Source organism: Metabacillus mesotrionivorans (assembly GCF_052171315.1).
In the GTDB taxonomy this organism is placed as follows: domain Bacteria; phylum Bacillota; class Bacilli; order Bacillales; family Bacillaceae; genus Bacillus_P.
The window spans coordinates 1-20,977 of sequence record NZ_JBQMFF010000004.1 but is presented as its reverse complement, the minus strand read 5'-3'; the positions used below and the strand labels follow the sequence as shown (position 1 = coordinate 20,977).

The 20,977-nt window shown below is 45.2% G+C and carries 14 protein-coding genes and 13 tRNA genes; 2 read left to right on the top strand and 25 right to left on the bottom strand.

Translation table 11 applies throughout. The features are described from left to right. Nucleotides 1-6: 6 nt before the first annotated feature. The 7 genes from ACTSEZ_RS12370 to ACTSEZ_RS12340 form a co-directional block, all read right to left on the bottom strand. Entirely contained in the window at nt 7-933 is a 927-nt protein-coding gene (locus ACTSEZ_RS12370; RefSeq protein WP_369734503.1) for a metal ABC transporter solute-binding protein, Zn/Mn family, read from the bottom strand. A 390-nt stretch (nt 934-1,323) separates the two neighbouring features. After that, on the bottom strand, nt 1,324-2,433 hold the full coding sequence (gene menC / locus ACTSEZ_RS12365; RefSeq protein ID WP_369734825.1) for an o-succinylbenzoate synthase: 1,110 nt from the start codon (nt 2,431-2,433) through the stop codon (nt 1,324-1,326). Further along, a complete protein-coding gene (locus ACTSEZ_RS12360; protein ID WP_369734824.1) occupies nt 2,426-3,868 on the bottom strand; it encodes an o-succinylbenzoate--CoA ligase in 1,443 nt (480 codons plus the stop codon). The genes menC and ACTSEZ_RS12360 overlap by 8 nt, the downstream gene beginning before the upstream one ends. An 88-nt stretch (nt 3,869-3,956) precedes the next feature. Then, nucleotides 3,957-4,775, bottom strand: coding sequence for a 1,4-dihydroxy-2-naphthoyl-CoA synthase (gene menB / locus ACTSEZ_RS12355; RefSeq protein WP_369734502.1), 819 nt, complete (start codon nt 4,773-4,775; stop codon nt 3,957-3,959). Between the two features lie 28 nt (nt 4,776-4,803). Next, nucleotides 4,804-5,607: a 2-succinyl-6-hydroxy-2,4-cyclohexadiene-1-carboxylate synthase gene (menH, locus tag ACTSEZ_RS12350; RefSeq protein WP_369734501.1), complete on the bottom strand. Its 804-nt coding sequence runs from the start codon at nt 5,605-5,607 to the stop codon at nt 4,804-4,806. Further along, nucleotides 5,604-7,355 carry a 2-succinyl-5-enolpyruvyl-6-hydroxy-3-cyclohexene-1-carboxylic-acid synthase gene (menD, locus tag ACTSEZ_RS12345; protein WP_369734500.1) on the bottom strand — a complete coding sequence of 584 codons (1,752 nt, stop codon included), beginning with the start codon at nt 7,353-7,355 and terminating at the stop codon, nt 5,604-5,606. Before menD ends, menH begins: the two co-directional genes overlap by 4 nt. After that, entirely contained in the window at nt 7,342-8,763 is a 1,422-nt protein-coding gene (locus ACTSEZ_RS12340; RefSeq protein ID WP_369734499.1) for an isochorismate synthase, read from the bottom strand. The genes menD and ACTSEZ_RS12340 overlap by 14 nt, the downstream gene beginning before the upstream one ends. A gap of 298 nt (nt 8,764-9,061) precedes the next feature. Here ACTSEZ_RS12340 and ACTSEZ_RS12335 point away from each other — a divergent pair, with 298 nt between their 5' ends. Continuing rightward, nucleotides 9,062-9,997 (top strand): 1,4-dihydroxy-2-naphthoate polyprenyltransferase, encoded by a 936-nt coding sequence (locus ACTSEZ_RS12335; RefSeq protein WP_369734498.1) that lies wholly within the window; start codon nt 9,062-9,064, stop codon nt 9,995-9,997. Between the two features lie 148 nt (nt 9,998-10,145). Next, on the top strand, nt 10,146-10,889 hold the full coding sequence (locus ACTSEZ_RS12330; RefSeq protein WP_369734823.1) for a TraR/DksA C4-type zinc finger protein: 744 nt from the start codon (nt 10,146-10,148) through the stop codon (nt 10,887-10,889). A 57-nt stretch (nt 10,890-10,946) separates the two neighbouring features. Here ACTSEZ_RS12330 and ACTSEZ_RS12325 read toward each other — a convergent pair whose 3' ends face one another. The 18 genes from ACTSEZ_RS12325 to ACTSEZ_RS12240 all read right to left on the bottom strand — a co-directional run bounded on the left by ACTSEZ_RS12325 (nt 10,947) and on the right by ACTSEZ_RS12240 (nt 20,976). Then, the gene (locus tag ACTSEZ_RS12325) at nt 10,947-13,352 is read right to left on the bottom strand and encodes a glycogen/starch/alpha-glucan phosphorylase (RefSeq protein WP_369734497.1); all 2,406 of its coding nucleotides are present in this window, start codon (nt 13,350-13,352) and stop codon (nt 10,947-10,949) included. Next, complete coding sequence (gene glgA, locus ACTSEZ_RS12320; RefSeq protein ID WP_369734496.1) at nt 13,342-14,793, bottom strand: glycogen synthase GlgA; 1,452 nt, start codon at nt 14,791-14,793, stop codon at nt 13,342-13,344. Before glgA ends, ACTSEZ_RS12325 begins: the two co-directional genes overlap by 11 nt. Then, on the bottom strand, nt 14,790-15,818 hold the full coding sequence (locus ACTSEZ_RS12315) for a GlgC family sugar phosphate nucleotidyltransferase (protein ID WP_369734495.1): 1,029 nt from the start codon (nt 15,816-15,818) through the stop codon (nt 14,790-14,792). The genes glgA and ACTSEZ_RS12315 overlap by 4 nt, the downstream gene beginning before the upstream one ends. 82 nt (nt 15,819-15,900) lie before the next feature. Continuing rightward, entirely contained in the window at nt 15,901-17,046 is a 1,146-nt protein-coding gene (locus ACTSEZ_RS12310) for a glucose-1-phosphate adenylyltransferase (RefSeq protein WP_369734822.1), read from the bottom strand. Continuing rightward, entirely contained in the window at nt 17,000-18,931 is a 1,932-nt protein-coding gene (gene glgB / locus ACTSEZ_RS12305) for a 1,4-alpha-glucan branching enzyme (RefSeq protein WP_369734494.1), read from the bottom strand. The genes ACTSEZ_RS12310 and glgB overlap by 47 nt, the downstream gene beginning before the upstream one ends. 667 nt (nt 18,932-19,598) lie before the next feature. Further along, nucleotides 19,599-19,670: transfer RNA gene (locus ACTSEZ_RS12300), tRNA-Glu, on the bottom strand. Between the two features lie 13 nt (nt 19,671-19,683). After that, a tRNA-Ser gene (locus tag ACTSEZ_RS12295) sits at nt 19,684-19,774 on the bottom strand. 8 nt (nt 19,775-19,782) lie between these two features. Then, a tRNA-Asn gene (locus ACTSEZ_RS12290) sits at nt 19,783-19,857 on the bottom strand. A gap of 27 nt (nt 19,858-19,884) precedes the next feature. Continuing rightward, nucleotides 19,885-19,961, bottom strand: a tRNA-Ile gene (locus ACTSEZ_RS12285). 5 nt (nt 19,962-19,966) lie between these two features. Further along, nucleotides 19,967-20,040, bottom strand: a tRNA-Gly gene (locus tag ACTSEZ_RS12280). A 17-nt stretch (nt 20,041-20,057) separates the two neighbouring features. Continuing rightward, a tRNA-His gene (locus tag ACTSEZ_RS12275) sits at nt 20,058-20,133 on the bottom strand. Nucleotides 20,134-20,179: 46 nt separating this feature from the next. Next, nucleotides 20,180-20,255: transfer RNA gene (locus ACTSEZ_RS12270), tRNA-Phe, on the bottom strand. Nucleotides 20,256-20,265: 10 nt separating this feature from the next. After that, nucleotides 20,266-20,341: transfer RNA gene (locus ACTSEZ_RS12265), tRNA-Asp, on the bottom strand. A 3-nt stretch (nt 20,342-20,344) separates the two neighbouring features. Continuing rightward, nucleotides 20,345-20,421 (bottom strand) — tRNA-Met (locus ACTSEZ_RS12260). Nucleotides 20,422-20,602: 181 nt separating this feature from the next. Further along, a tRNA-Ser gene (locus ACTSEZ_RS12255) sits at nt 20,603-20,695 on the bottom strand. A gap of 15 nt (nt 20,696-20,710) precedes the next feature. Then, nucleotides 20,711-20,787 (bottom strand) — tRNA-Ile (locus ACTSEZ_RS12250). A 5-nt stretch (nt 20,788-20,792) separates the two neighbouring features. Further along, nucleotides 20,793-20,869: transfer RNA gene (locus ACTSEZ_RS12245), tRNA-Met, on the bottom strand. Nucleotides 20,870-20,900: 31 nt separating this feature from the next. After that, nucleotides 20,901-20,976 (bottom strand) — tRNA-Ala (locus ACTSEZ_RS12240). Between the last annotated feature and the right edge of the window lies 1 nt (nt 20,977).

Below are 20,977 nucleotides of genomic sequence, written 5' to 3'. Positions count from 1 at the left end.
CCTGCCTTATTTCAATGATGAAACGATTGTATCGATATTGTGTTTGAACATTCCAAGATACGTTCCTTCTTCAGATCCTTTTTCTCCCATGGCATCTGAATAAAGCTGTCCTCCTATTTTCACGTCATGACCGTTTTTCTTAGAGCCTTCGACAACCGCGTTAATGGATTTTTCAGAAATGCTGCTCTCAACGAAAACAGCCTTAATTTCTCTTTCTGTCAGCACTTCCACCAAATTTTGAACATCCTTCAGGCCATATTCAGAATCTGTGCTCAGTCCCTGAAGGCCCATTACTTCAAAGCCGTATGCCTTCCCAAAGTATGCAAATGCATCATGGGCGGTAACCAGAACTCTTTTCTCTTCAGGAATGGATTGAACCTGCTCTTTTGCATATTGGTCCATTTCTGCAAGCTTCTCTTTATAGGCAGCTGCATTGGCAGCAAACTCTTCTTTGTTTTCAGGAGAAAGCTTGCTCAGCTCATCTTCTACTTTATCAACGGTGTACATCCATAATGAAATATCAAACCAGACATGTGGATCATGTGCTTTTTTATTGGCAGGATTACTCATTAATTTCGTTTTGGGTATCGTCTCTGCTACTGGAACAGTAGGCTTTTCATTTGACATCTTTTCAAAGATCTCACCCATTTTGCCTTCCAGATGGAGCCCATTGTAAAAAATAATATCAGCCTTATTCAGCTTCTGAATGTCTCCCTGTGAAGCCTGATACAAATGGGGATCAATTCCCGGTCCCATCAGAGACGTTACTTCTACATGGCTGCCTCCGACATTCGCTGCAACATCCGCAATCTGAGCAATTGTCGTCGTTACCTGAACTTTGTCATTTTCCCCTCCGCCTGTGCTCTTGCTGCAGGCAGACATAATTGCCGTAAACATGAAAACCGCAATCAGCATACTGAATCGTTTTTTCATAGAAATCCTCCTTTTCGTCAATCAACAAATGTTTCCCATGTGCAAATTTTAAGGTAAAAAAAGTCTTTCTTTCGCTGAAGCATCATATGAAAGAAAGGTAGGTTGAGTGCCAATAAGTTAGCTTGTTTCATGATTTGTTGACAGGTATAATTTTTTTGCCCTTACGCAAAATTTAAATCATTTCCGTCTTTCTGTCAATCATAGATTCTCGACAAAAAAACCAGCTATCCGAAGACAGCTGGCTAAAAAAGGGCAGAGAGGGTATTTTTTAAGAATGATGCCGAATCACTCTACACTCTCTTTTTATCATATAAAGCAAATATGAGCAAAGCGGGAAAATCCCGATTTCAATTGGAAAAACTTCATTTTCCCCTGGGGGAAAACACCATTTTACAGTGTAAATTCCTCTTTGAACGTACGGTATTTTTCTAATTTCGTCCTATCGATATCAAATCCGATTCCTGCTGCTGCCGGAACATCAATCAAGCCCTGGTCAACCCTTACTTCCGGTGTAATAATATCCTCCTTCCAATACCTTGAGGAAGCAGAGATATCACCAGGTATTGAAAATCCGGATAGAGAGGCCAAAGCGATATTATGTGCTCTTGAAACGCCAGTCTCAAGCATTCCGCCTACCCAGACAGGTATGCCCTTTTCGACACATAGATCGTGGATCTTAATTGATTCCGCAAGCCCTCCAACTCGTCCTGGTTTAATATTTATAACCCCGCAGCTTCCAAGCTGGATCGCATTTTTCGCATCATTGAAGGTGATGATGCTCTCATCCAGGCAGATGGGCGTTTTGATTTCAGCCTGCAGGACCGCATGCTCAACGATATCATCATGGCCAAGCGGCTGCTCTATCATCATCAGATTATAGGCATCCAGCTTTTTTAAATGCTCGAGATCTTTCAGTGTATAAGCTGAATTGGCGTCTGCCATAAGAGGAATGTCAGGAAAACGGGTTCTGATTTCTTCAATCAGCTCAACATCCATCCCCGGTTCGACCTTCACTTTGATTCTTTTATATCCTTCATTGATACGCTGCTCAATTGTCTGAAGCATGGATGAGACAGGTGCCATTCCCACAACGACTCCAGATTCAATCTGGCTTCTTGTGCCGCCAAGCATGTTTGCTAGCGGCTTGCCGAGAAGCTTCGCATGCAAATCCCAAACAGCAGATTCAATCGATGCCTTTGCCATTTGGTTCCGCCTGATCCACTGAAGGGATGTTGCATAGGCCTCCGGATGCGGGAACGTTTTACCGAGAAGATCCGGAATCAGAAAAGCTGTCAGCATATGATGGCATGTCTTGATGGTTTCTTCCGTATACCAGGGGGATGAAAAGGCAACTACCTCTCCCCAGCCTGTGAATCCCGAGGAATCTTCCAGTTCAACCAGAATACTCTCCCGCCTGTCAACCGTTTCTCTGCTGTTTTTAAAGGGAGAGACAAGATTCATCTCCAAATGGTGAAGGGTCACTTTCCGGACATCAATCATGCCTGCCTCCATCCGCAAGCATCCTCCGCATCAGCTTGCTCGAAGCATTTCTCGGCAGGCTGTCTCTAAAATAAATGCGGGAAGGAAGTTTATATTTTGCAAGTCTTTCCCTGCAATACGAGAGCAGTTCAGCTTCGCTCACATGCTCCTTCAAAACCACATATGCAAGAGGAACCTGTCCCCACTTTGGATCATCTGCCCCCGCTGCTCCCGCTTCAAGTACAGACGGGTGAGACAGGAGCACGGCCTCTATTTCAGCCGGATACACATTTTCACCGCCTGAAACAATTAAATCTGAGCGCCTGTCTAATACAAATAAAAACCCATCTTCGTCAAGATAGCCGATATCGCCTGTTGGAAGAAAACCGTCGTGAAACGTGCTTTCCCGTTTCCAGTAGCCCTTTGTCACATTCGGCCCCTGGACGTAAATCTCTCCTTCAGCCATAGGAGGACACTCTTCTCCGCTGTCCATGATTTTTATCCGGCACGGAAACAAAGGTTTGCCGGCAGATCCAAGCTTTGAAAAACTGTATTCCGGAGAAAGGGTGACAATTTGAGAGGAAGTCTCTGTCATTCCGTAAGTCTGATAGACCGGAACGGATTTTTCTTTGCACTCTTTTAAAAGAGGCATGGGCGCCGGACCACCGCCAAGGAGCATAACCCGCAGACTGTCCGGAAACTTTGCATCACCAAGCGTTTCAAGCATCCGGGTCAGCATTGTCTGAACAACCGATACAATGGTAACCCCTTGTTCAAAGATCGCCTTATTTGCCTTTTCAGGCTGAAATGTTTCATGAAGCACAACGGTCATTCCATAAATGATCCCCCTCATTAAGATGGAAAGACCGCTGATATGAAAAAGAGGAACCGCACAAAGCCAGCGGTCATCATGATGAAGCCCAAGATTTAAAGAGGAGCCGGAAGCGCTCCAGTAATGATTTCCGAAGGTCTGCATCACGCCTTTTGGTTTCCCTGTCGTGCCTGATGTATACATAATGGTCGCCGTCTCATCAAGATGAAACGTTTTTTCATAGGAAGCAGATTCTGTTAAACTTTCAAGGTTTCTGCTGTCTATGGATATCCAGCTTGGCTTCTCCCAATGATGCTCCAGGGCATGATGGTATAGGAGATACTCTGCTTCTGAATCACGCAGCTGATAGTCAAGCTCTGCTGCTGTTAATCGTGTATTCAGCAAGATGGCCTGTGCCCCAATATAGGCAAGAGCATGAATGGTGACGGCCATATCAAGACTGTTCTTCATGAGAACCGCACATCGGCTCCCTTTCCCCATGCCTTTTTCTTGCATGGCGGCTGCTTTGCGGAGTGTCCGGCTGTGCAGCTCATGAAAGGTTACCGTTTCTTCCTCCGCTGCAACCGCAATCCGTTCAGGCGTCAAAAAAGCCCTCTGCATCAGCCAGTTTGGCATCGTTGTCATGTTTTCACCAACTTTCATATGCTAGTAGCTTCGGCAAATTTGCATAAAAGAAAACAGCTTGATGAACTCATCAAGCTGCTGCATGCCCTTAAGGAAATCTCGGGAACTGTTTGAAGTCAGGATTGCGCTTTTCTTTGAAAGCGTCTCTTCCTTCTTTTGCTTCATCTGTCGTGTAATAAAGAAGAGTTGCGTCACCTGCAAACTGCTGAATGCCGGCAAGTCCGTCTGTATCCGCATTAAATGCAGCTTTTAAGAAGCGGATGGCAGTCGGGCTCTTCTCAAGAATCTCCTCACACCACTGAACGGTTTCTTCTTCAAGTTTTTCAAGAGGCACTACTGTGTTGACAAGTCCCATGTCAAGCGCTTCCTGTGCATTGTACTGACGGCATAGGAACCAGATTTCTCTCGCTTTTTTATGTCCCACAATACGGGCAAGGTATCCTGAACCGTATCCTGCATCAAAGCTTCCTACCTTTGGTCCAGTCTGTCCGAATACAGCATTGTCAGCCGCAATCGTCAGATCACATACGATGTGAAGAACATGTCCGCCTCCGATCGCGTATCCTGCAACCATCGCGATAACCGGTTTCGGAATAACACGGATCAGGCGCTGAAGGTCAAGAACATTCAGCCTTGGAATCTGGTCTTCTCCAACATATCCGCCATGGCCGCGGACTTTCTGGTCTCCTCCGGAACAGAATGCCTTTCCGCCTGTGCCTGTTAAAATGATGACTCCTACATTTGCATCGTCTCTTGCGTATGCAAAAGCGTCAATCAGCTCCATCACTGTCTTTGGACGGAATGCATTATGTACTTCAGGGCGGTTAATCGAGATTTTGGCAATCCCATTATACGTTTCATATAAAATATCTTCGTACTTGCGTTCAGCTACCCATTCTACTGTCATTTCGCGTACAGCCTCCTTTTGAATACGTTTACTTATTCATAAACTCATTTACTATTTTACCAAAGATTTGCGGCTGTTCTACATGAACCGCATGACCTGCATCTTTTATTTTAATATATGTCGAAAGAGGGAGCAAACCTTTCATCTCTTCTGCAAGTCTGCAGAACTTCTCATCCCGCTCTCCGCATACGAGAAGGACAGGGATATGCAGGGAAGAAAGGCCGTTCCAGACAGGTGGCTGTGAGCCTGTCCCCATCCCGAGAAGACTGTTTGCCAGGCCGGCTGCCTTGTTTTTAAGCCGCTTGCTGCGCTCCCTGTTCTGAATGGCCTCAGGCAGCTCTTTTTGGGATGCAAACAGCGGAATCTCCTCCCAATACTGTATAAAATGCGGAATCCCTTTTTCTGAAATCATTTCCGCAAGTTCCTTATCACTTTGCCGTCTTTTCTTTCTTTCCTCACTCGAGAGGAGCCCGGGTGTGCAGCTTTCAAGAATCAGCTTGCTTACTGTTTCGGGATAGCGCACAGCGTACGACAAGGCTGCCCTGCCGCCCATTGAATAGCCTGCAAGCACAGGCTTATCCAGTTCGAGTTCATTAAAGATTGCATGCAGATCAAGCACCGTCTCCTCCATTGAATACCTCTGGTAATCTGCCGGAGAATCAGTCCTGCCGTGACCGATCAGATCAATTAAAATTACTTTGCATGAGCGAAATATTTCCAGAAACGGATGCCATGATTCTGCCGATCCTGTAAACCCATGCAGAAGCACAAGGGGCCGGCCCTCTCCATACGTTTCAACCGAGTAGGATATCCCTCTTATCTTCACCATCATTTCCGCAGCATCTCTCTTATTTCCTGGGAAACACGATTCATCAAGTTTCGATGAATCGTGACACGGGAATGGCGGTTCGTACGGACTTCGATGATATGCAGCCCCTTTCGGCGAGCAGCGTTTTCAACGTCATCTCTAAATGCCTCCCACGTCTCAGGCTGGGTATATGCCGCATCATAGAGTGAGGCAGCATGCTGAAAATGCAGCCCGGTCGGGGTCCCGAAAAGCGTTTCAAAATGTTTTTCTTCTTTTGACTGAGGCAGGAAGGAAAAAATGCCGCCGCCGTCGTTGTTCAATAGAATCACCGTCATGTCAAGCTTATGCATTTTTGCAGCCAGCAGCCCGTTCATGTCATGGTAAAAGGAAAGGTCTCCAATGACCAAGAAAAGCGGATCTTCTGTACCGGCACTCATTCCAAGAGCTGTTGAGACGACTCCGTCTATCCCATTTGCCCCCCGGTTTGCATGTACAGAAATGTTCTTATTTGAATTTAAGAAGTAATTGTCTGCATCTCGAATCGGCATGCTGTTTCCAACAAACATATGGCTTCTTTCCGGCATGGCCTTTTGAAGCTCGGTAAAGACTTTGCCTTCAAACAGGTCGTCCGGGCCGTCTTCAGGAGAGGAAAGGATCTTCCGTGCTGTGCTGTTTGTCTGCTGCCATGTCTTTAGCCATTGTTCATTTTCTTCAGAAGAAACCCTCCCCGACAGACTTTCACAGAACCAGCTTTCTTCGCATTCTATCATTTCAGAAGCCAGCAAAGTAGGTTCGCGGAACCCGCCTTGTCCGTCGACCACCAGCTGCAGAATCTCAGGAAATCGTTTCAGGAACAAAAACAGCGGCTTTGAAACCGGCATCGCTCCAAAACGGAGAATCACGTCTGGCTTTAGCTCATTTGCAAGTTCATCATCTTTCATGAAAGCGTCGTATCCATCAATGACTGCAGACTTATCATGAGATCCCGTTCTTAAGTTCGAAAGGGGATCTGCAAGAATCGGGTATTTTAAAGCTGCAGAAAGTTTAAGGACAGCGTCAGTAAAGAGCGGATCACGTATCTCACCACACACAATCAGCCCTTTTTCTTTACCGGAAAGCATCTCCGCTATCCTCTCTATTTCAAGGTCCTGAAGAACTGCCTGTCCCGGTTTGATGGTGACATGATGTGTTCTGCCGCTGCCATTCTTCCAAATGTCTTCCAGGTCCAAATCAGGAATCAGCGGTTCTCTGAACGGAAGATTCAGGTGTACAGGACCAGCTGGAGACGACATTGCTTTGCCTGCTGCCCGGGCAGCCATCATTCTGCTGTAGGCAAGCATTCCTTCTGTTTGTTCAGGGATTGCCATGTCAGCAAACCACTTCGCATACCGCCCGAAAAAATGAATCTGATCAATTGCCTGGGGAGCTCCGACATCCCGCAGTTCGTGGGGACGGTCAGCCGTCAAAATAAGCAGAGGCACTCTTGAATAGAATGCCTCAACGACAGCAGGGTAATAATTTGCAGCTGCAGTACCGGATGTACAGAGCAACGTTACCGGTTTATTCAGCATTTTGGAAAGCCCCAGAGCAAAAAAGCCTGCGGACCTTTCATCAATCATAAGGTGAATGTTGATATCTGGGTGTTCTGCCATCAGCATCGCCATCGGTGTTGACCTTGATCCGGGACTGATGACAGCTTCTGTGACCCCTGCTTTTGCCAGCTCATCTGCAAAATTTGCTGCATAAAGGGTAAGTGATTTAGATTTGCTCATGCTGCATTCCTCCCAGAGCAGAAAGCATCGGCTTCAGTTTAATGATCGTTTCCTGATATTCCGACTGCGGATCCGATTCTGCTACAATTCCGCATCCAGCAAACAGGGATGCCTGTTTCCCGTCAATGAGGCCTGACCGGATGGCCACTGCAAATTCCCCGTTGTTGTCTGAATCCAGCCATCCAACCGGACCTGCATACCATCCTCTGTCCATCGGCTCAATGTCTCTGATCATCTCAAGTGCACCTGCTTTTGGATATCCTCCGAGGGCAGGCGTTGGATGCAGTTTTTCAACTAAGCTGAGCAGCGACCTGCCGCCGTGCATTGTGCCTTCAATTGGCGTATACAGATGCTGTATATTTTTTGTTTTTAAAAGCTGCGGACCATCCGGCACCCTGATTTCACTGCAGCACTCCTCAAAAGAATCCTTGATCATTTTTACGACAATGGCATGCTCAATCAAATTCTTTTCATCATTTAAGAGAGCTGTGCCGAGTTCTGTATCTTCATGCTTTGTTTCCCCTCTTTTGATTGACCCTGCAAGACATGTTGAAAGCAGTCTGCTGCCTTCTTTTTTAATAAGCCGTTCAGGTGTAGCCCCAATAAAAGACTTGCTGCCGATTTCTATCGAAAAAATAAAGCTTCCAGGCTGTTCTGACTGAAGCTTATTTAAAGATGCATAGACATTGATATCACGCTCATAAGAAACACTGACTTCCCTTGCAAGCACGACTTTATCAAGCTTGCCGCCTTTAATAGAAGCTGTAGCTTTTTCAACAGCGGACATCCATTTTTGTGTATCTGCTTCTTCCAGTGAATAATTGCCGGACGTTTCCATGCTCACCGGCTGCTGTGCGGCCAGTACTTTATTTGCAAGATCCGTAAAGTGCACCGCGCAGTCCTCAAGCTCGTCATCCGGCCTGATTATACGGTTGATGGTTAAATAGGATGCATTTTCCTTTACCGTAAGCATCACAGAAGGCAGAAAAAACTTAGATTCCGGAAAATGGCTCCACTGCTCATTGCTGCGATTGTGCGGATCAAACGAAAAGCCCCCAAAAAGCAGGGCGCCCGTCCCTATGTGAAAACTTTCACTATCTTCATGGTGAACAATCTTTTTAAAGCGCTTCCATTCCGTTTCAATGCGCCCAAAACGGTCGCTTACAGCATCATTTTCCACTGTGCATTCACTGCCCAGACCACAGATCGTAAACCGGGTACCCGGAGTTGCCCAGTAAAACCGGCTGCCTGAAAAATGCTGCTCGCCATCCGCATAAAATTGGAGGGGGTTCTTGATCTCATGCAATGTTTTAACCTGACTCAGGATCACCGGTTCTTCTAACTGTCTGGCTTCATCCAAAGCACCCTTCAATTTCTCTGTAAATGTATGTTCTAACGCCGTAATCATTGGAAATCCCTCCAAAACCGAAAAATCGCTTATATTAAGATACACCCCAGAGGAAAGAGGTGTCAATAGTACTTTCCCAAAGAAATGGTATAATAGAATGAACGACTATTATCCTTATTATATTACTACCCGCATCACTTTAAAATGAAAAGCTCTCAAGGAAGAATTTTCAGGTGCTGGAATAGTCCCCAATGTTCAAACATCTGTAAAAGGATTGACACAATATTGTAAATTTCCTACACTTAATTTTGTGAAGCTGACAGCTTTAGTCTGCTTCAACTAGGGGAGGAAAAAAAAGATGCACACACAATCTCACACAACTCAGAACATGCCTTCCATTAAACCGGATAAAAGCTGGAAAGTATGGTGGATGCTGCTGCGGCCGCATACCCTGTCAGCAGCCTTTATACCCGTTACGATCGGCACAGTTCTTGCCTTAAATGAAGGCGGTATACATGTGGCCCTGTTTCTTGCCATGCTCATTGCATCCATTCTGATTCAGGCTGCAACCAACATGTTCAATGAATACTTTGACTTTAAGCGCGGTCTCGACAATGAAAACTCTGTCGGAATCGGCGGAGCAATCGTCCGAAACGGCGTAAAGCCAAATACAGTACTGAACCTTGCTTTCGGCTTTTTCGGAATCGCCATCTTGCTTGGCATCTACATTTGTATGGAGTCCACTTGGTGGATTGCTGTCATCGGCCTGATTTGCATGGCGACAGGATACTTCTATACAGGAGGCCCTGTTCCGATAGCCTACACTCCTTTTGGAGAGCTTGTTGCGGGATTCTTTATGGGAATGGTCATTATTCTGCTCGCTTATTATATCCAGACAGGCACAATTTCTGCTATCAGCGTAATCATTTCCATACCAATTGCATTTTTAGTCGGGAACATCATGCTGTCCAACAACATCCGTGACCTTGACGGCGACAAAGAAAACGGACGGAAGACCCTGGCCATTCTGATTGGCCGCAAAAAAGCCATCATCTTCCTTGCCGCCACGTTTGCCGCTTCCTACGCAGTCATTCTTGTCATGATTGCTTTTGGCTATCTGTCAGCATGGGCTTTGCTTGTTTTGATCAGCACGCCTAAAGCATACAGTGCGGTCAAAAAGTTCATCGGAAAATCCGTTCCGCTTGAAATGATGCCTGCTATGAAAGCTACCGCTCAAACAAACATCCAGTTCGGCTTTTTGCTTGCAATCGGATTATTTATCAGCACGATCTAAAAGGTCCTCTTAGGGGCCTTTTTTTTTAGCATCTTCACATGCAGAACCAGGAAACTTTCATTTTCAAACATGAAAATACGTCTTTTGACCATACTAAGAAAAGCGATTAAAAAAAAGCAGGTCAGACAGGGAAAGGAATGTGATGGAAATGCTGAACAGCGAACAAATAGCTTCCTATCGCTCTGTTCTTGAAGAGATAAAAACGGAGCTGGAACGGCATCTTAAGGAAAACAGCCACTACGGCCTTGAACAGAGCTTCGGGCATGATTCAACAGGAGAGCTTTCAAGCTATGATAATCATCCTGGAGATGAAGGTACAGAGCTTTATGAACGAGAGAAGGATATTGCCCTCAATGAGCATGCAGAAGAAGAATTGAGCGATGTGAACCGGGCTCTTTCAGCCATCAAGAATGGCACTTACGGCAAATGCGAAGTCTGCGGCCGGGACATTCCGGAAGAACGGCTTGAGGTTCTTCCGACAGCCGTCACCTGCAAGGAGCACTCGCCTGAACAGGCTGTCTCCTATGAGCGCCCCATTGAAGAGGACGTTTTAGAACCTGCCTTTGGTCAGTTTGAGTACGATGAAAGCGATTCTGAAGCTTATGATGCAGAAGATACGTATCAGGATGTCGAGCGGTACGGAAACTCCGAAACACCTTCAGACCTTGAATACCCCGTCGATTCATACAATGACGTCTACATGGAAAATGATGACCCGACAGGCTATGTCGAGGATTACGAAAACTTCGCTGCCACAGATATTGAAGGAAAGAATGTAACCGTCTATCCGACCATTCAGCACAGACAATATGAACACACTCTTGATGAAGAGGGTCTGATGACGCCGTTCGGTGATTTGCCTGAATACGAAAAAGACCCTTACACAGAGTAGAATAGAGCGTCCTGTAAAGGTTTTACCGCCAAAAAAAACCCGCTAAAAGCGGGTTTTTCAATGGAGTACAGGAATCGGCTGGATGTCCCAAATGCCGTCTGCGTATTCATGAATGGTGCGGTCACTTGAAAAATAACCGGAATGCGCAATGTTCAACAGGGCTTTTTCAAGCCACTTATCCTGATTTTGATAGGCCTTTTCAAGCTGATCCTGTGCATCCACATATGACGCGAAATCCCGAAGAACGAAATACTGATCGTTTTCATACAGCAAGGAGTCTTTTATCGCCTCAAATTCATCTTCCGTATCAGGGAAAAATCCATTTGTGAGCTGGTCAACTACCTGTCTGATCCGCAGATCATGGTGATAATATTCGCTTGAGCGATATCCGCCATTTTCATAATAGTTCAAGACTTCCTCAGCCTTCAATCCGAATGTGAAAATGTTTTCCTTCCCCACTTCTTCAAGAATCTCAATGTTTGCCCCGTCCAGAGTTCCGATAGTCAGGGCGCCGTTCATCATGAATTTCATATTGCCTGTGCCCGATGCTTCCTTGCTTGCTGTAGAGATTTGCTCACTGACGTCTGCAGCAGGGAAAATATGCTCTGCCAATGACACTCTGTAGTTTTCCATAAAAATGACTTTCATCATACTTGAAACTTTCGGGTCATTGTTTACTTTGTCGGCAAGTGCATTAATCAGCTTGATGATTTTCTTGGCGTAATAATAGCCCGGTGATGCCTTTGCCCCAAAGATAAAGGTTCTCGGATGAATGGAGAAATTAGAATCCTCTTTCAGCCTGTTGTACAAATACATAATGTGCAGCACGTTCAGCAGCTGTCGTTTATAGGCATGAAGGCGCTTAACCTGAACGTCAAAAATGGAATGTTCATCTACCTTGATGCCAGTATTTTTTTCAATAATGTCAGCTAAAATTTTCTTTCGCTTCTGTTTTACAGCTGCAAATTGTTCTTTCAGCAGCGGATCGTAAATGTGCCTTTTCAGTTCAATCATCAGATGGGGCTTTTTAATCCAGTCTGTGCCAATCGTATCCGTTATCAGACTTGTCAGCTCCGGATTGGCTTTCAGCAGCCATCTGCGATGAGTAATGCCGTTCGTTTTATTGTTGAATTTTTGCGGATAGATTTGATGAAACAGCTTCATTTCCCTGTTTTTCAGGATATCAGAGTGGATTTTGGCTACTCCGTTTACACTGTGGCTGCCTGCTATGGCTAAGTGAGCCATCTTGACGACGCCGTGCGCAATAATCGCCATATTTTCAATCCGCTTCCAGTCTCCAGGGAAACGATTCCACAATTCTCTGCAAAATCTTTCATTTATTTCTTCGACAATCATATAAATCCGCGGCAGCAATGGTTTAAAGATATGCAGCGGCCATTTTTCAAGTGCTTCAGATAGTGTTGTATGATTTGTATAGGAGATCGTGCCAACGGTGATGTTCCATGCTTCTTCCCATTCCATGTGCTCTTCATCAAGAAGAATGCGCATCAGTTCAGGAATGGCCAGAACCGGATGTGTATCATTGACATGAATGGCTACATGCTTGTGAAATTCATGCAGTGTATCATTCTTTTTCAGGTAGGATCTTATAATGGACTGCAGGCTTGCAGAGACGAGAAAATACTGCTGTTTCAGACGAAGAATTTTTCCTTCATCATGTGTATCGTCCGGATACAGAAATTCAGAAACAGCCTCTGTCTCGCGTTTATACGCAAGCACGTCGCGGTTAGGCGGGTTTGGAGACGGTTCAGCATTCCACAGTCTCAGAGTATTGACGGTGCTCGTTTCATAGCCGATGACGGGCATATCATAAGGCACAGCCATTATGTTTTCTGCATGAACGTGACGGAATTCAAGCTTTCCATCCTCCATTACATGTTCGATTTTTCCCCAGAAAGGAATTTCAATTGCTTGATCCGGCTTGCGCACTTCCCAGACGTTGCCGTGTCTGAGCCACTGCTCAGGCAGCTCCACCTGATAGCCGTCCACGATTTTCTGGTCAAAAAGGCCGTGTTTATAGCGTATTCCAAGGCCATGGCCCGGAAGGTTAAGAGATGCCAGCGAATCAAGGAAACAGGCAGCAAGGCGGCCTAAACCGCCGTTGCCAAGGCCTGCATCTGCTTCGCTTTCCTCGATTTCCTCAAGATCAATGCCAAGCTCAGCAAACCCTTCAAGCACAACATCCCGGATGCCCAGGTTCAGAAGATTTTGTCCGAGCAGCCTGCCAAGCAGAAACTCGATTGACAGGTAATAGACCTGTTTGTTGTTGCTTGCGCGGTTCCATTCATTTGTCTGGATCCAATGGCTGCTGATATGTTCTCTTACCATGTTTCCAAGCGTTTGGTACTGATCGCGTTTAGTCGACTCAGCAAACGTTTTACCGTACATCATCTCCAGACGCTTCAGAAAACTGTTTTTAAACTCGTTTTTGTCAGAGAACATGACTCCCACTCCTAGTCATTAAATCAGCGTAAAGCTGGTTGTATTTAAACGCAGACTGCGCCCAACTGTAATCTTCCTTCATAGCTGTTTTGACAAGGCTGTTCCAAATGGTTTTGTTTTGATAAATTGAAAATGCACGGTCGACTGTATTCTTCATATCATGCGCATTGAAATTTGTGAAGGTGAACCCGTTCCCTTCACCTGTATCATCCCGGTAGGAAGTAACAGTGTCATTCAGTCCGCCTGTTTCCCTTACAATCGGAATGGATCCATAACGGAGGGCAATCAGCTGTCCAAGTCCGCACGGTTCAAACTGCGACGGCATCAGGAAGAAGTCCGAACCGGCATAAATGCGGTGTGCAAGAGGCTCATCAAAGCCGATATATGCTTTGCATTTATCCGGAAACAGCCATTCCATGTGGCGGAAGAAATCCTCGAATTTCTTTTCTCCAGTTCCAAGGATAATCATCTGCATATCAGACTGCAGCATCTCATGCAGCACGCGCTCAACAAGATCGAGTCCTTTTTGCTGAGTCAGCCGCGTAACCATTGTCATGAGCGGCGTATCCTCTTTTTCAGGCAGGCCAAACATTTTTTGAAGCTCTTTTTTGTTTTTCGCTTTATTCTGAGCTCTGTGTTCGTCATAAGGGAATGCTATGTATGGATCATCCCCGGGGTTGTAGATCGTGTCATCGATGCCGTTTAGAATCCCGACAAGAGACGCTTCCTTAACCCGCAGCAGACCGTCAAGACGCTCTCCGAAATATGGCGTCTGAATTTCATTTTTATACGTCGGGCTTACCGTCGTGATCAAATCAGAGGCTACAAGAGCAGCTTTCATGAAATTGACCATGCCGTGAAACTCAAGCTGATCGTTGTTGAAATAACGGTCATCAAGGCCCAGCAGGTCATAAAGAATTTCTCTCGGAAAAATTCCCTGAAACTGCAGATTGTGAATCGTAAAGACTGCTTTCATATTTTCATAAAAAGACTGCGAGGCATACTCCTCTTTTAGAAGGAATGGAACCATACCTGTATGCCAGTCATGACAGTGGATGACATCAGGCTGGAAGTCAACCGCCTTAATGGAATCAAGAACGGCTCTGCAGAAAAAAGAGAACCGTTCCCCGTCATCATAATGGCCATATAAAGAATCACGCTTAAAATAATATTCATGATCGATGAAATAATACGTGACACCCTCAAATTCAAGCTGCTCGATTCCGCAATATTGCCGTCTCCATCCGACAGGAACGACAATCTCCTTCACTTTCTTCATTTTGGATCGGAAGCGCTCTGGGATTTGCCCGTATTTAGGCAGGACTACTCTTATGTCCGTCCCGAGGCGCTTAAGCTCCTTCGGCAATGCTCCCGCAACGTCGGCCAGGCCTCCGGACTTGACGAAGGGAACACATTCCGATACGACAAATAATACTTTCACGATTTCATCAGCGCTCCTTGTACCGTTCCTTTTCTGAGGACAACCGGAAGATCGGATGTTCCTTTCAGTTCGATGCCGCTTCCAACTTTGACATCTTTATCAAGCACGACATTTTCAAGAACACAGTCATCACCGATTTGTGACTTCTGCATGATGATGCCGTTTTTCACAACGGTTCCTTTTCCAATATGAACGGCTCTGAAAATAATGCTGTTCTCAACATGTCCTTCAATAACGCTGCCATTTGCAATCATGGAATTTTTCACTACCGCGTTCTGGCCGTGGCGTGCAGGCGGCTCATCCTTTACCTTCGTTAAGATCGGGCGATTTGTAAGGAACAGCTGCTGCCAGACTTCCGGCTTCAGCATTTCAAGGCTGTGGCGGTAATAGCTTTGAGTTGAATCAATAATGGCGACATATCCGTCAAATTCATAATCACAGATCATAAGCTTGTGGGTATTATCCATGATTACCTGGGCTATCGTTTTATATCCTGTCTGGTTATTGTCATGAATCAGATTCAGCAGCAGTTTTGTTGACATGACATACATCTGCAGGGACTCGCCGTCTTTGCGGATTTCTGTTATGTCGCAGCCCATTTTCACGTGCTTGGCAAGAACATCTTTAAAGTCGATATTGCAGACGGTATAGCTGTTTGCAATAACTGCATATTCCTGCTTGCTTCTGAGGAAATAATCAATATGATCTGACAGCTGGCGGATCGATCCGAACTCGCTGTACTGATCATTTAAATGCGGTGACGGGAAAAAGAACAGTCCGTCACGCTTTCTGTTTAAGTCCCATTGCTTTCCTGAACCAAGATGGTCCATTAGAGAACGGTACTGGTATTTCGGGAAGATTGCTACACTGTCAATATCCGAGTTCACCATATTCGATAAGATAAAGTCTATTAATCTGTAGCGTCCTGCAAACGGGACCGCTGCCATAGAACGATTTACCGTCAAGTCTTCGATGGCACTTGTATACGTTGTTGCATCAATAATTCCCAGCATCCTTTGATTCATAGCTGTTCCACCTCTCGCATTCGTTTTTTTTCATCGGAAATAAATAGGATTTCACTGCTGACACGCACATCGTACTTAACGGTTACGCTCCTGCCGTTTGCTCGACTAATTCTTCCGTTACTAAAATGACTTCATCAATATCTTTATCCGAACGAATGACCATGCCATCCGGCACAACAAGTCCCGACGGAACAATCGCATTCTCGATATAAACATTATTGCCAATGACAGCATCCGGCATGACGACCGTATTTTTAAGGAAAGAGTGCTGTCCTACTGTTACACCCTGGAAAAGGACGGATTTATGAATGGTGCCGTATACGACACAGCCTTCGTTTACTAAAGATTCCGTCACTTCTGCGCCTTCTGACAGATACTGCGGCGGCTGATTAGGGTTGACAGAATAAATTCTCCAGTTATTGTCGAAAAGATCAAGCTCAGGATCGGCTTTTAAAAGATCCATGTTTGCTTCCCACAGACTTTTCACTGTGCCGACATCCTTCCAGTAGCCTTTAAATGGATACGCAACAAGCTTTTTCTTTTCGTCAAGAAGCAGCGGAAGAACATCTTTTCCAAAGTCGTGGCTTGAATATGGATTGCGCTCATCCATTTCCAAAAATTCCTTAAGAATGGACCATTTGAAGATATAGATTCCCATGGAAGCAAGATTGTTTTTCGGGTTTTGAGGTTTTTCATCGAACTCTATAACCTCAAGATTAGCGTCAGTATTTAAAATACCGAACCGGCTCGCTTCATCCCACGGAACTTCTTTTACCGAAATAGAGACGTCGGCGTCTTTTTCGATATGATAGTCAAGCATGTCGGAATAATCCATTTTGTAAATATGATCACCTGACAAAATGAGCACATATTCAGGATCATACTGTTTTAAATAATTCATATTCTGATAGATGGCACTCGCTGTTCCTTTGTACCATTTCACTTCTGAAGACTCAGCATATGGAGGAAGAACCGTTACTCCTCCGTTTTTACGGTCAAGATCCCATGCACTGCCGATTCCGATGTAGGAATTCAGGACAAGCGGCTGATACTGCGTCAGCACACCAACAGTATCAATACCGGAGTTGCAGCAGTTGCTCAGTGTAAAATCAATGATTCTGTATTTTCCTCCAAATGGAACAGCCGGTTTCGCCAGATTCTGTGTCAGTGAACTTAATCTGCTACCCTTTCCTCCTGCCAATAACATTGCGACGCACTTTTTTTTCACCATGGTTGATTGTCTCCTCTCGTTTTTTAACTGCGCGTAATATGGATATTCCATATGGCGGAATGGTCATTGATATATGGTAAGGCTGATTATGCATCTTGCCTTCCTGCGCTTTCAGTTCTTTCCTGTTGATCTGTCCCGAGCCTCCAAATACGGCATCATCGCTGTTCAGCGTTTCAATATATCTGGTATCAATCGGCACTCCGACTTTATAGTCATGGTACGTTTCAGGAGTGAAGTTACAAACGACAACAAGCTGTTCGTTCGGCTTAATTCCTTTACGGATAAAAGAAAAAATACTCTGGTCCGAATTATTGACGTCAATCCATTCAAAGCCTTCCTGCGAATGGTCAAGCTCATAAAGCGGACGCTGCCTTTTATACAGGGCAAGCAGCTCTTTCACATATACTCTGGATTTTTGATGCATGTCAAAGTCATCAAGCACCCAGTCAAGCTCCTCAAGGTCTTTCCATTCGTCAAACTGGGCAAATTCTCCGCCCATAAAAAGCAGCTTTTTGCCTGGATGTGCAAGCATATAGCCGAGCAAAAGTCTGTACTGTGCAAACTTCTGCCAGTAGTCACCCGGCATTTTATTCAGCAGTGAACGTTTTCCATGGACCACTTCATCATGTGAAAGCGGAAGGATAAAATTCTCTGTGAAAGCGTAAATCAGGGAAAAAGAAACTTTGTGATGAAGATCTTTCCGCTGTTCAGGAGGGGCTTCCATGTATTTGAGGATATCGTTCATCCAGCCCATATTCCATTTATAATTAAATCCCAGTCCTCCATCAGAGACAGGAGATGTAACAAGAGGAAAATCCGTAGAATCTTCGGCAATCATCAGTACGGAAGGATCGTACTCAAACACTTTCTCATTCAGTTTTCTTAAAAACTGAACCGCGAACGGATTCTCGTGGGATTCATCCGTATTCTGCCAGTAAATCATATTTGCAACAGCATCAACCCTGAAACCGTCGATGTGGAACATTTCAAGCCAGAAGAGAGCATTTGAAATCAGAAAACTCTGCACTTCCGGTTTTCCAAGATCAAAGTTCGCCGTTCCCCAGACGATATTCTCACGGTCTTCAAATTTCTCATATTCAAAAACCGGTTCCCCGTCAAAGAAATAAAGTCCATGTGCATCTTTGCAGAAATGGCCTGGAACCCAGTCCATAATGACTCCCAGGTTATTCTGGTGGCAAAGATCTATGAATGCCATCAAGTCGTGAGGGGTGCCGTAACGGCTTGTAGCCGAATAATAGCCTGTGCCCTGATATCCCCATGAACGGTCATATGGGTGTTCAATAATCGGCAAAAGTTCGATATGTGTAAACCCATGCTCAAGAACATACGGAATCAAGACATCCGCAAGCTCTAAATATGTATAAAGGCTGCCGTCTTCTTTCTTTTTCCAAGAGCAGATATTCAGTTCATAAATATACATAGGGCGCTGATAAATTTCCTTCTGGCGCTTTTTTCTCTGCCAGTTTTTATCATTCCATTTATACCCTTCAAGATTGTAAACAACAGAAGCTGTATTTGGCTTCAGCTCAGAATAAAAGGCAAATGGATCAGCCTTCAGGATCTTTTCCTGCTTTTTCGTGATAATCTCATATTTATAGAGATCACCCTCTTCAATGCCGGCAATAAAAGCAGACCAGATTCCCTGTTCATTCAGCTTCTCAAGCTTGTGTCCTGTGCCGTCCCAGTGATTAAAATCACCTGCAACCCGCACCTCAAGCGCATGAGGAGCCCAAACTGTGAATACTGTTCCGCTTACACCGTTTCGCACGCTGCTGCGGGCACCAAACAATTCATGAGCTCTGAACAAATTTCCTTCATGGAAAAGATGGACCTCAAAATCAGTTGGCGTAGCAAGATTCATTCCCATCACCCTTTCTATAAAGTAATCTTAATTCTTATTTCAATCAGAAGGAAGAATTACCTTTTTTGTAAGCGCTTCTACTTATTGACACGATATGTCATGAACAGTCATTCATTTTTCAAAACATTATTCTTTTAAAATGATGTCGAATAAAGAAAGGAAGGAAGGATAGAGTGTTGGTGAAATGAACATCAGTCTTATTTACTAAATAAAAACATATTCGATGAGAAAATCCGGGCATATTAACCAAAAAATACAATCTCAGCAAATACCGTATGCTATATCACGAAAACAGTTATTTCGACAAATCCTCTTATGTTTGTCGAAATTTTCACGACCTTTTAATCACGGTTTCTTTATTACCATTACATATACCTCTAATGAAAAACATTCAAACCTTTTTGAATAACAGAAATATATATTATTTGTTGAAAACATATTTTTAGGGAAAAAAAGATTTTTTGAAGTCTTATTTTAACGGGGAGAAGGGTTTCATTCGTTCCCTGGAGACGGTCTAAGCTGCTTTGCGGAAGTAAATTTCGAGATCATGATTCACGGACGCATGATTTAGGATAAATACGTTCTATGCCGTTTTTCATACCTGCTTTTTATTTTCTTCTTTAACGACAAAAAAAGCGCTGCACATTGTGCAGCGCTTTTCAAATGATGACCCGTACGGGATTCGAACCCGTGTTACCGCCGTGAAAGGGCGGTGTCTTAACCGCTTGACCAACGGGCCGGAGCATGCCTTCTGGCGGAGAAGGAGGGATTTGAACCCTCGCGCCGCTTACGCGACCTACACCCTTAGCAGGGGCGCCTCTTCAGCCACTTGAGTACTTCCCCAGAATAAATGGCTCCGCAGGTAGGACTCGAACCTACGACCGATCGGTTAACAGCCGATAGCTCTACCACTGAGCTACTGCGGAAAATCATATATGCTCCTATAATAGGAATGGTGGGCCTAAATGGACTCGAACCATCGACCTCACGCTTATCAGGCGTGCGCTCTAACCAGCTGAGCTATAGGCCCATTATTGGAGCGGGTGATGGGAATCGAACCCACGACATCAGCTTGGAAGGCTGAGGTTTTACCATTAAACTACACCCGCAGAGAATAAAGATAAAATGGGGCGACTGATGGGAATCGAACCCACGAATGCCAGAGCCACAATCTGGTGCGTTAACCACTTCGCCACAACCGCCACTATCTGTAAAATTTTCTAAAGCTGCAAGATTTGCAAAAGCAAATGGTGGCTTGGGACGGAATCGAACCGCCGACACAAGGATTTTCAGTCCTTTGCTCTACCGACTGAGCTACCAAGCCTTTATAAAAATGGCGGTCCCGACCGGGATCGAACCGGCGATCTCCTGCGTGACAGGCAGGCATGTTAACCGCTACACCACGGGACCATTTGGTTGCGGGGACAGGATTTGAACCTGCGACCTTCGGGTTATGAGCCCGACGAGCTACCAGACTGCTCCACCCCGCGATAATAATAGATAATGCTGTTTTCCGATGCTCATTTAGAGCATTGACCGTCCCGATCTCAGGAAGCTTAGCCAAGAAGCAGCTCGATCGTTACGCTGATGCGGATTCAGAGAAGCATATTCGTGCTCCACCCCGCAATAGTAATAAATAATGCTAATTTGTTTTGCTGAAGATAAAAGAAATGGAGGAGGTAGAGGGATTCGAACCCCCGCGGGGTTTGACCCCCCTGTCGGTTTTCAAGACCGATCCCTTCAGCCGGACTTGGGTATACCTCCGTATGAAAAATAGAATGGTGGACCTTGTAGGACTCGAACCTACGACCGGACGGTTATGAGCCGTCTGCTCTAACCAACTGAGCTAAAGGTCCTTTTTTGGTAGCGGCGGAGGGAGTCGAACCCACGACCTCACGGGTATGAACCGTACGCTCTAGCCAGCTGAGCTACACCGCCCCAGGAACAAAGTCAATTACTTCTATTAAAATGGTGGAGCCTAGCGGGATCGAACCGCTGACCTCCTGCGTGCAAGGCAGGCGCTCTCCCAGCTGAGCTAAGGCCCCT

Bases quoted from the DNA above. Each gene is read 5' to 3' on its own strand.
- ACTSEZ_RS12325 (WP_369734497.1), bottom strand. From the start codon at position 13,352: ATGTTCTCTGACAAAAACGAGTTTAAAAACAGTTTTCTGAAGCGTCTG.
- menH (WP_369734501.1), bottom strand. From the start codon at position 5,607: ATGATGGTGAAGATAAGAGGGATATCCTACTCGGTTGAAACGTATGGA.
- ACTSEZ_RS12340 (WP_369734499.1), bottom strand. From the start codon at position 8,763: ATGATTACGGCGTTAGAACATACATTTACAGAGAAATTGAAGGGTGCT.
- menC (WP_369734825.1), bottom strand. From the start codon at position 2,433: ATGATTGATGTCCGGAAAGTGACCCTTCACCATTTGGAGATGAATCTT.
- ACTSEZ_RS12335 (WP_369734498.1), top strand. From the start codon at position 9,062: ATGCACACACAATCTCACACAACTCAGAACATGCCTTCCATTAAACCG.
- glgB (WP_369734494.1), bottom strand. From the start codon at position 18,931: ATGAATCTTGCTACGCCAACTGATTTTGAGGTCCATCTTTTCCATGAA.
- ACTSEZ_RS12360 (WP_369734824.1), bottom strand. From the start codon at position 3,868: ATGACAACGATGCCAAACTGGCTGATGCAGAGGGCTTTTTTGACGCCT.
- menB (WP_369734502.1), bottom strand. From the start codon at position 4,775: ATGACAGTAGAATGGGTAGCTGAACGCAAGTACGAAGATATTTTATAT.
- ACTSEZ_RS12370 (WP_369734503.1), bottom strand. From the start codon at position 933: ATGAAAAAACGATTCAGTATGCTGATTGCGGTTTTCATGTTTACGGCA.
- menD (WP_369734500.1), bottom strand. From the start codon at position 7,355: ATGAGCAAATCTAAATCACTTACCCTTTATGCAGCAAATTTTGCAGAT.
- ACTSEZ_RS12315 (WP_369734495.1), bottom strand. From the start codon at position 15,818: ATGAATCAAAGGATGCTGGGAATTATTGATGCAACAACGTATACAAGT.
- ACTSEZ_RS12330 (WP_369734823.1), top strand. From the start codon at position 10,146: ATGCTGAACAGCGAACAAATAGCTTCCTATCGCTCTGTTCTTGAAGAG.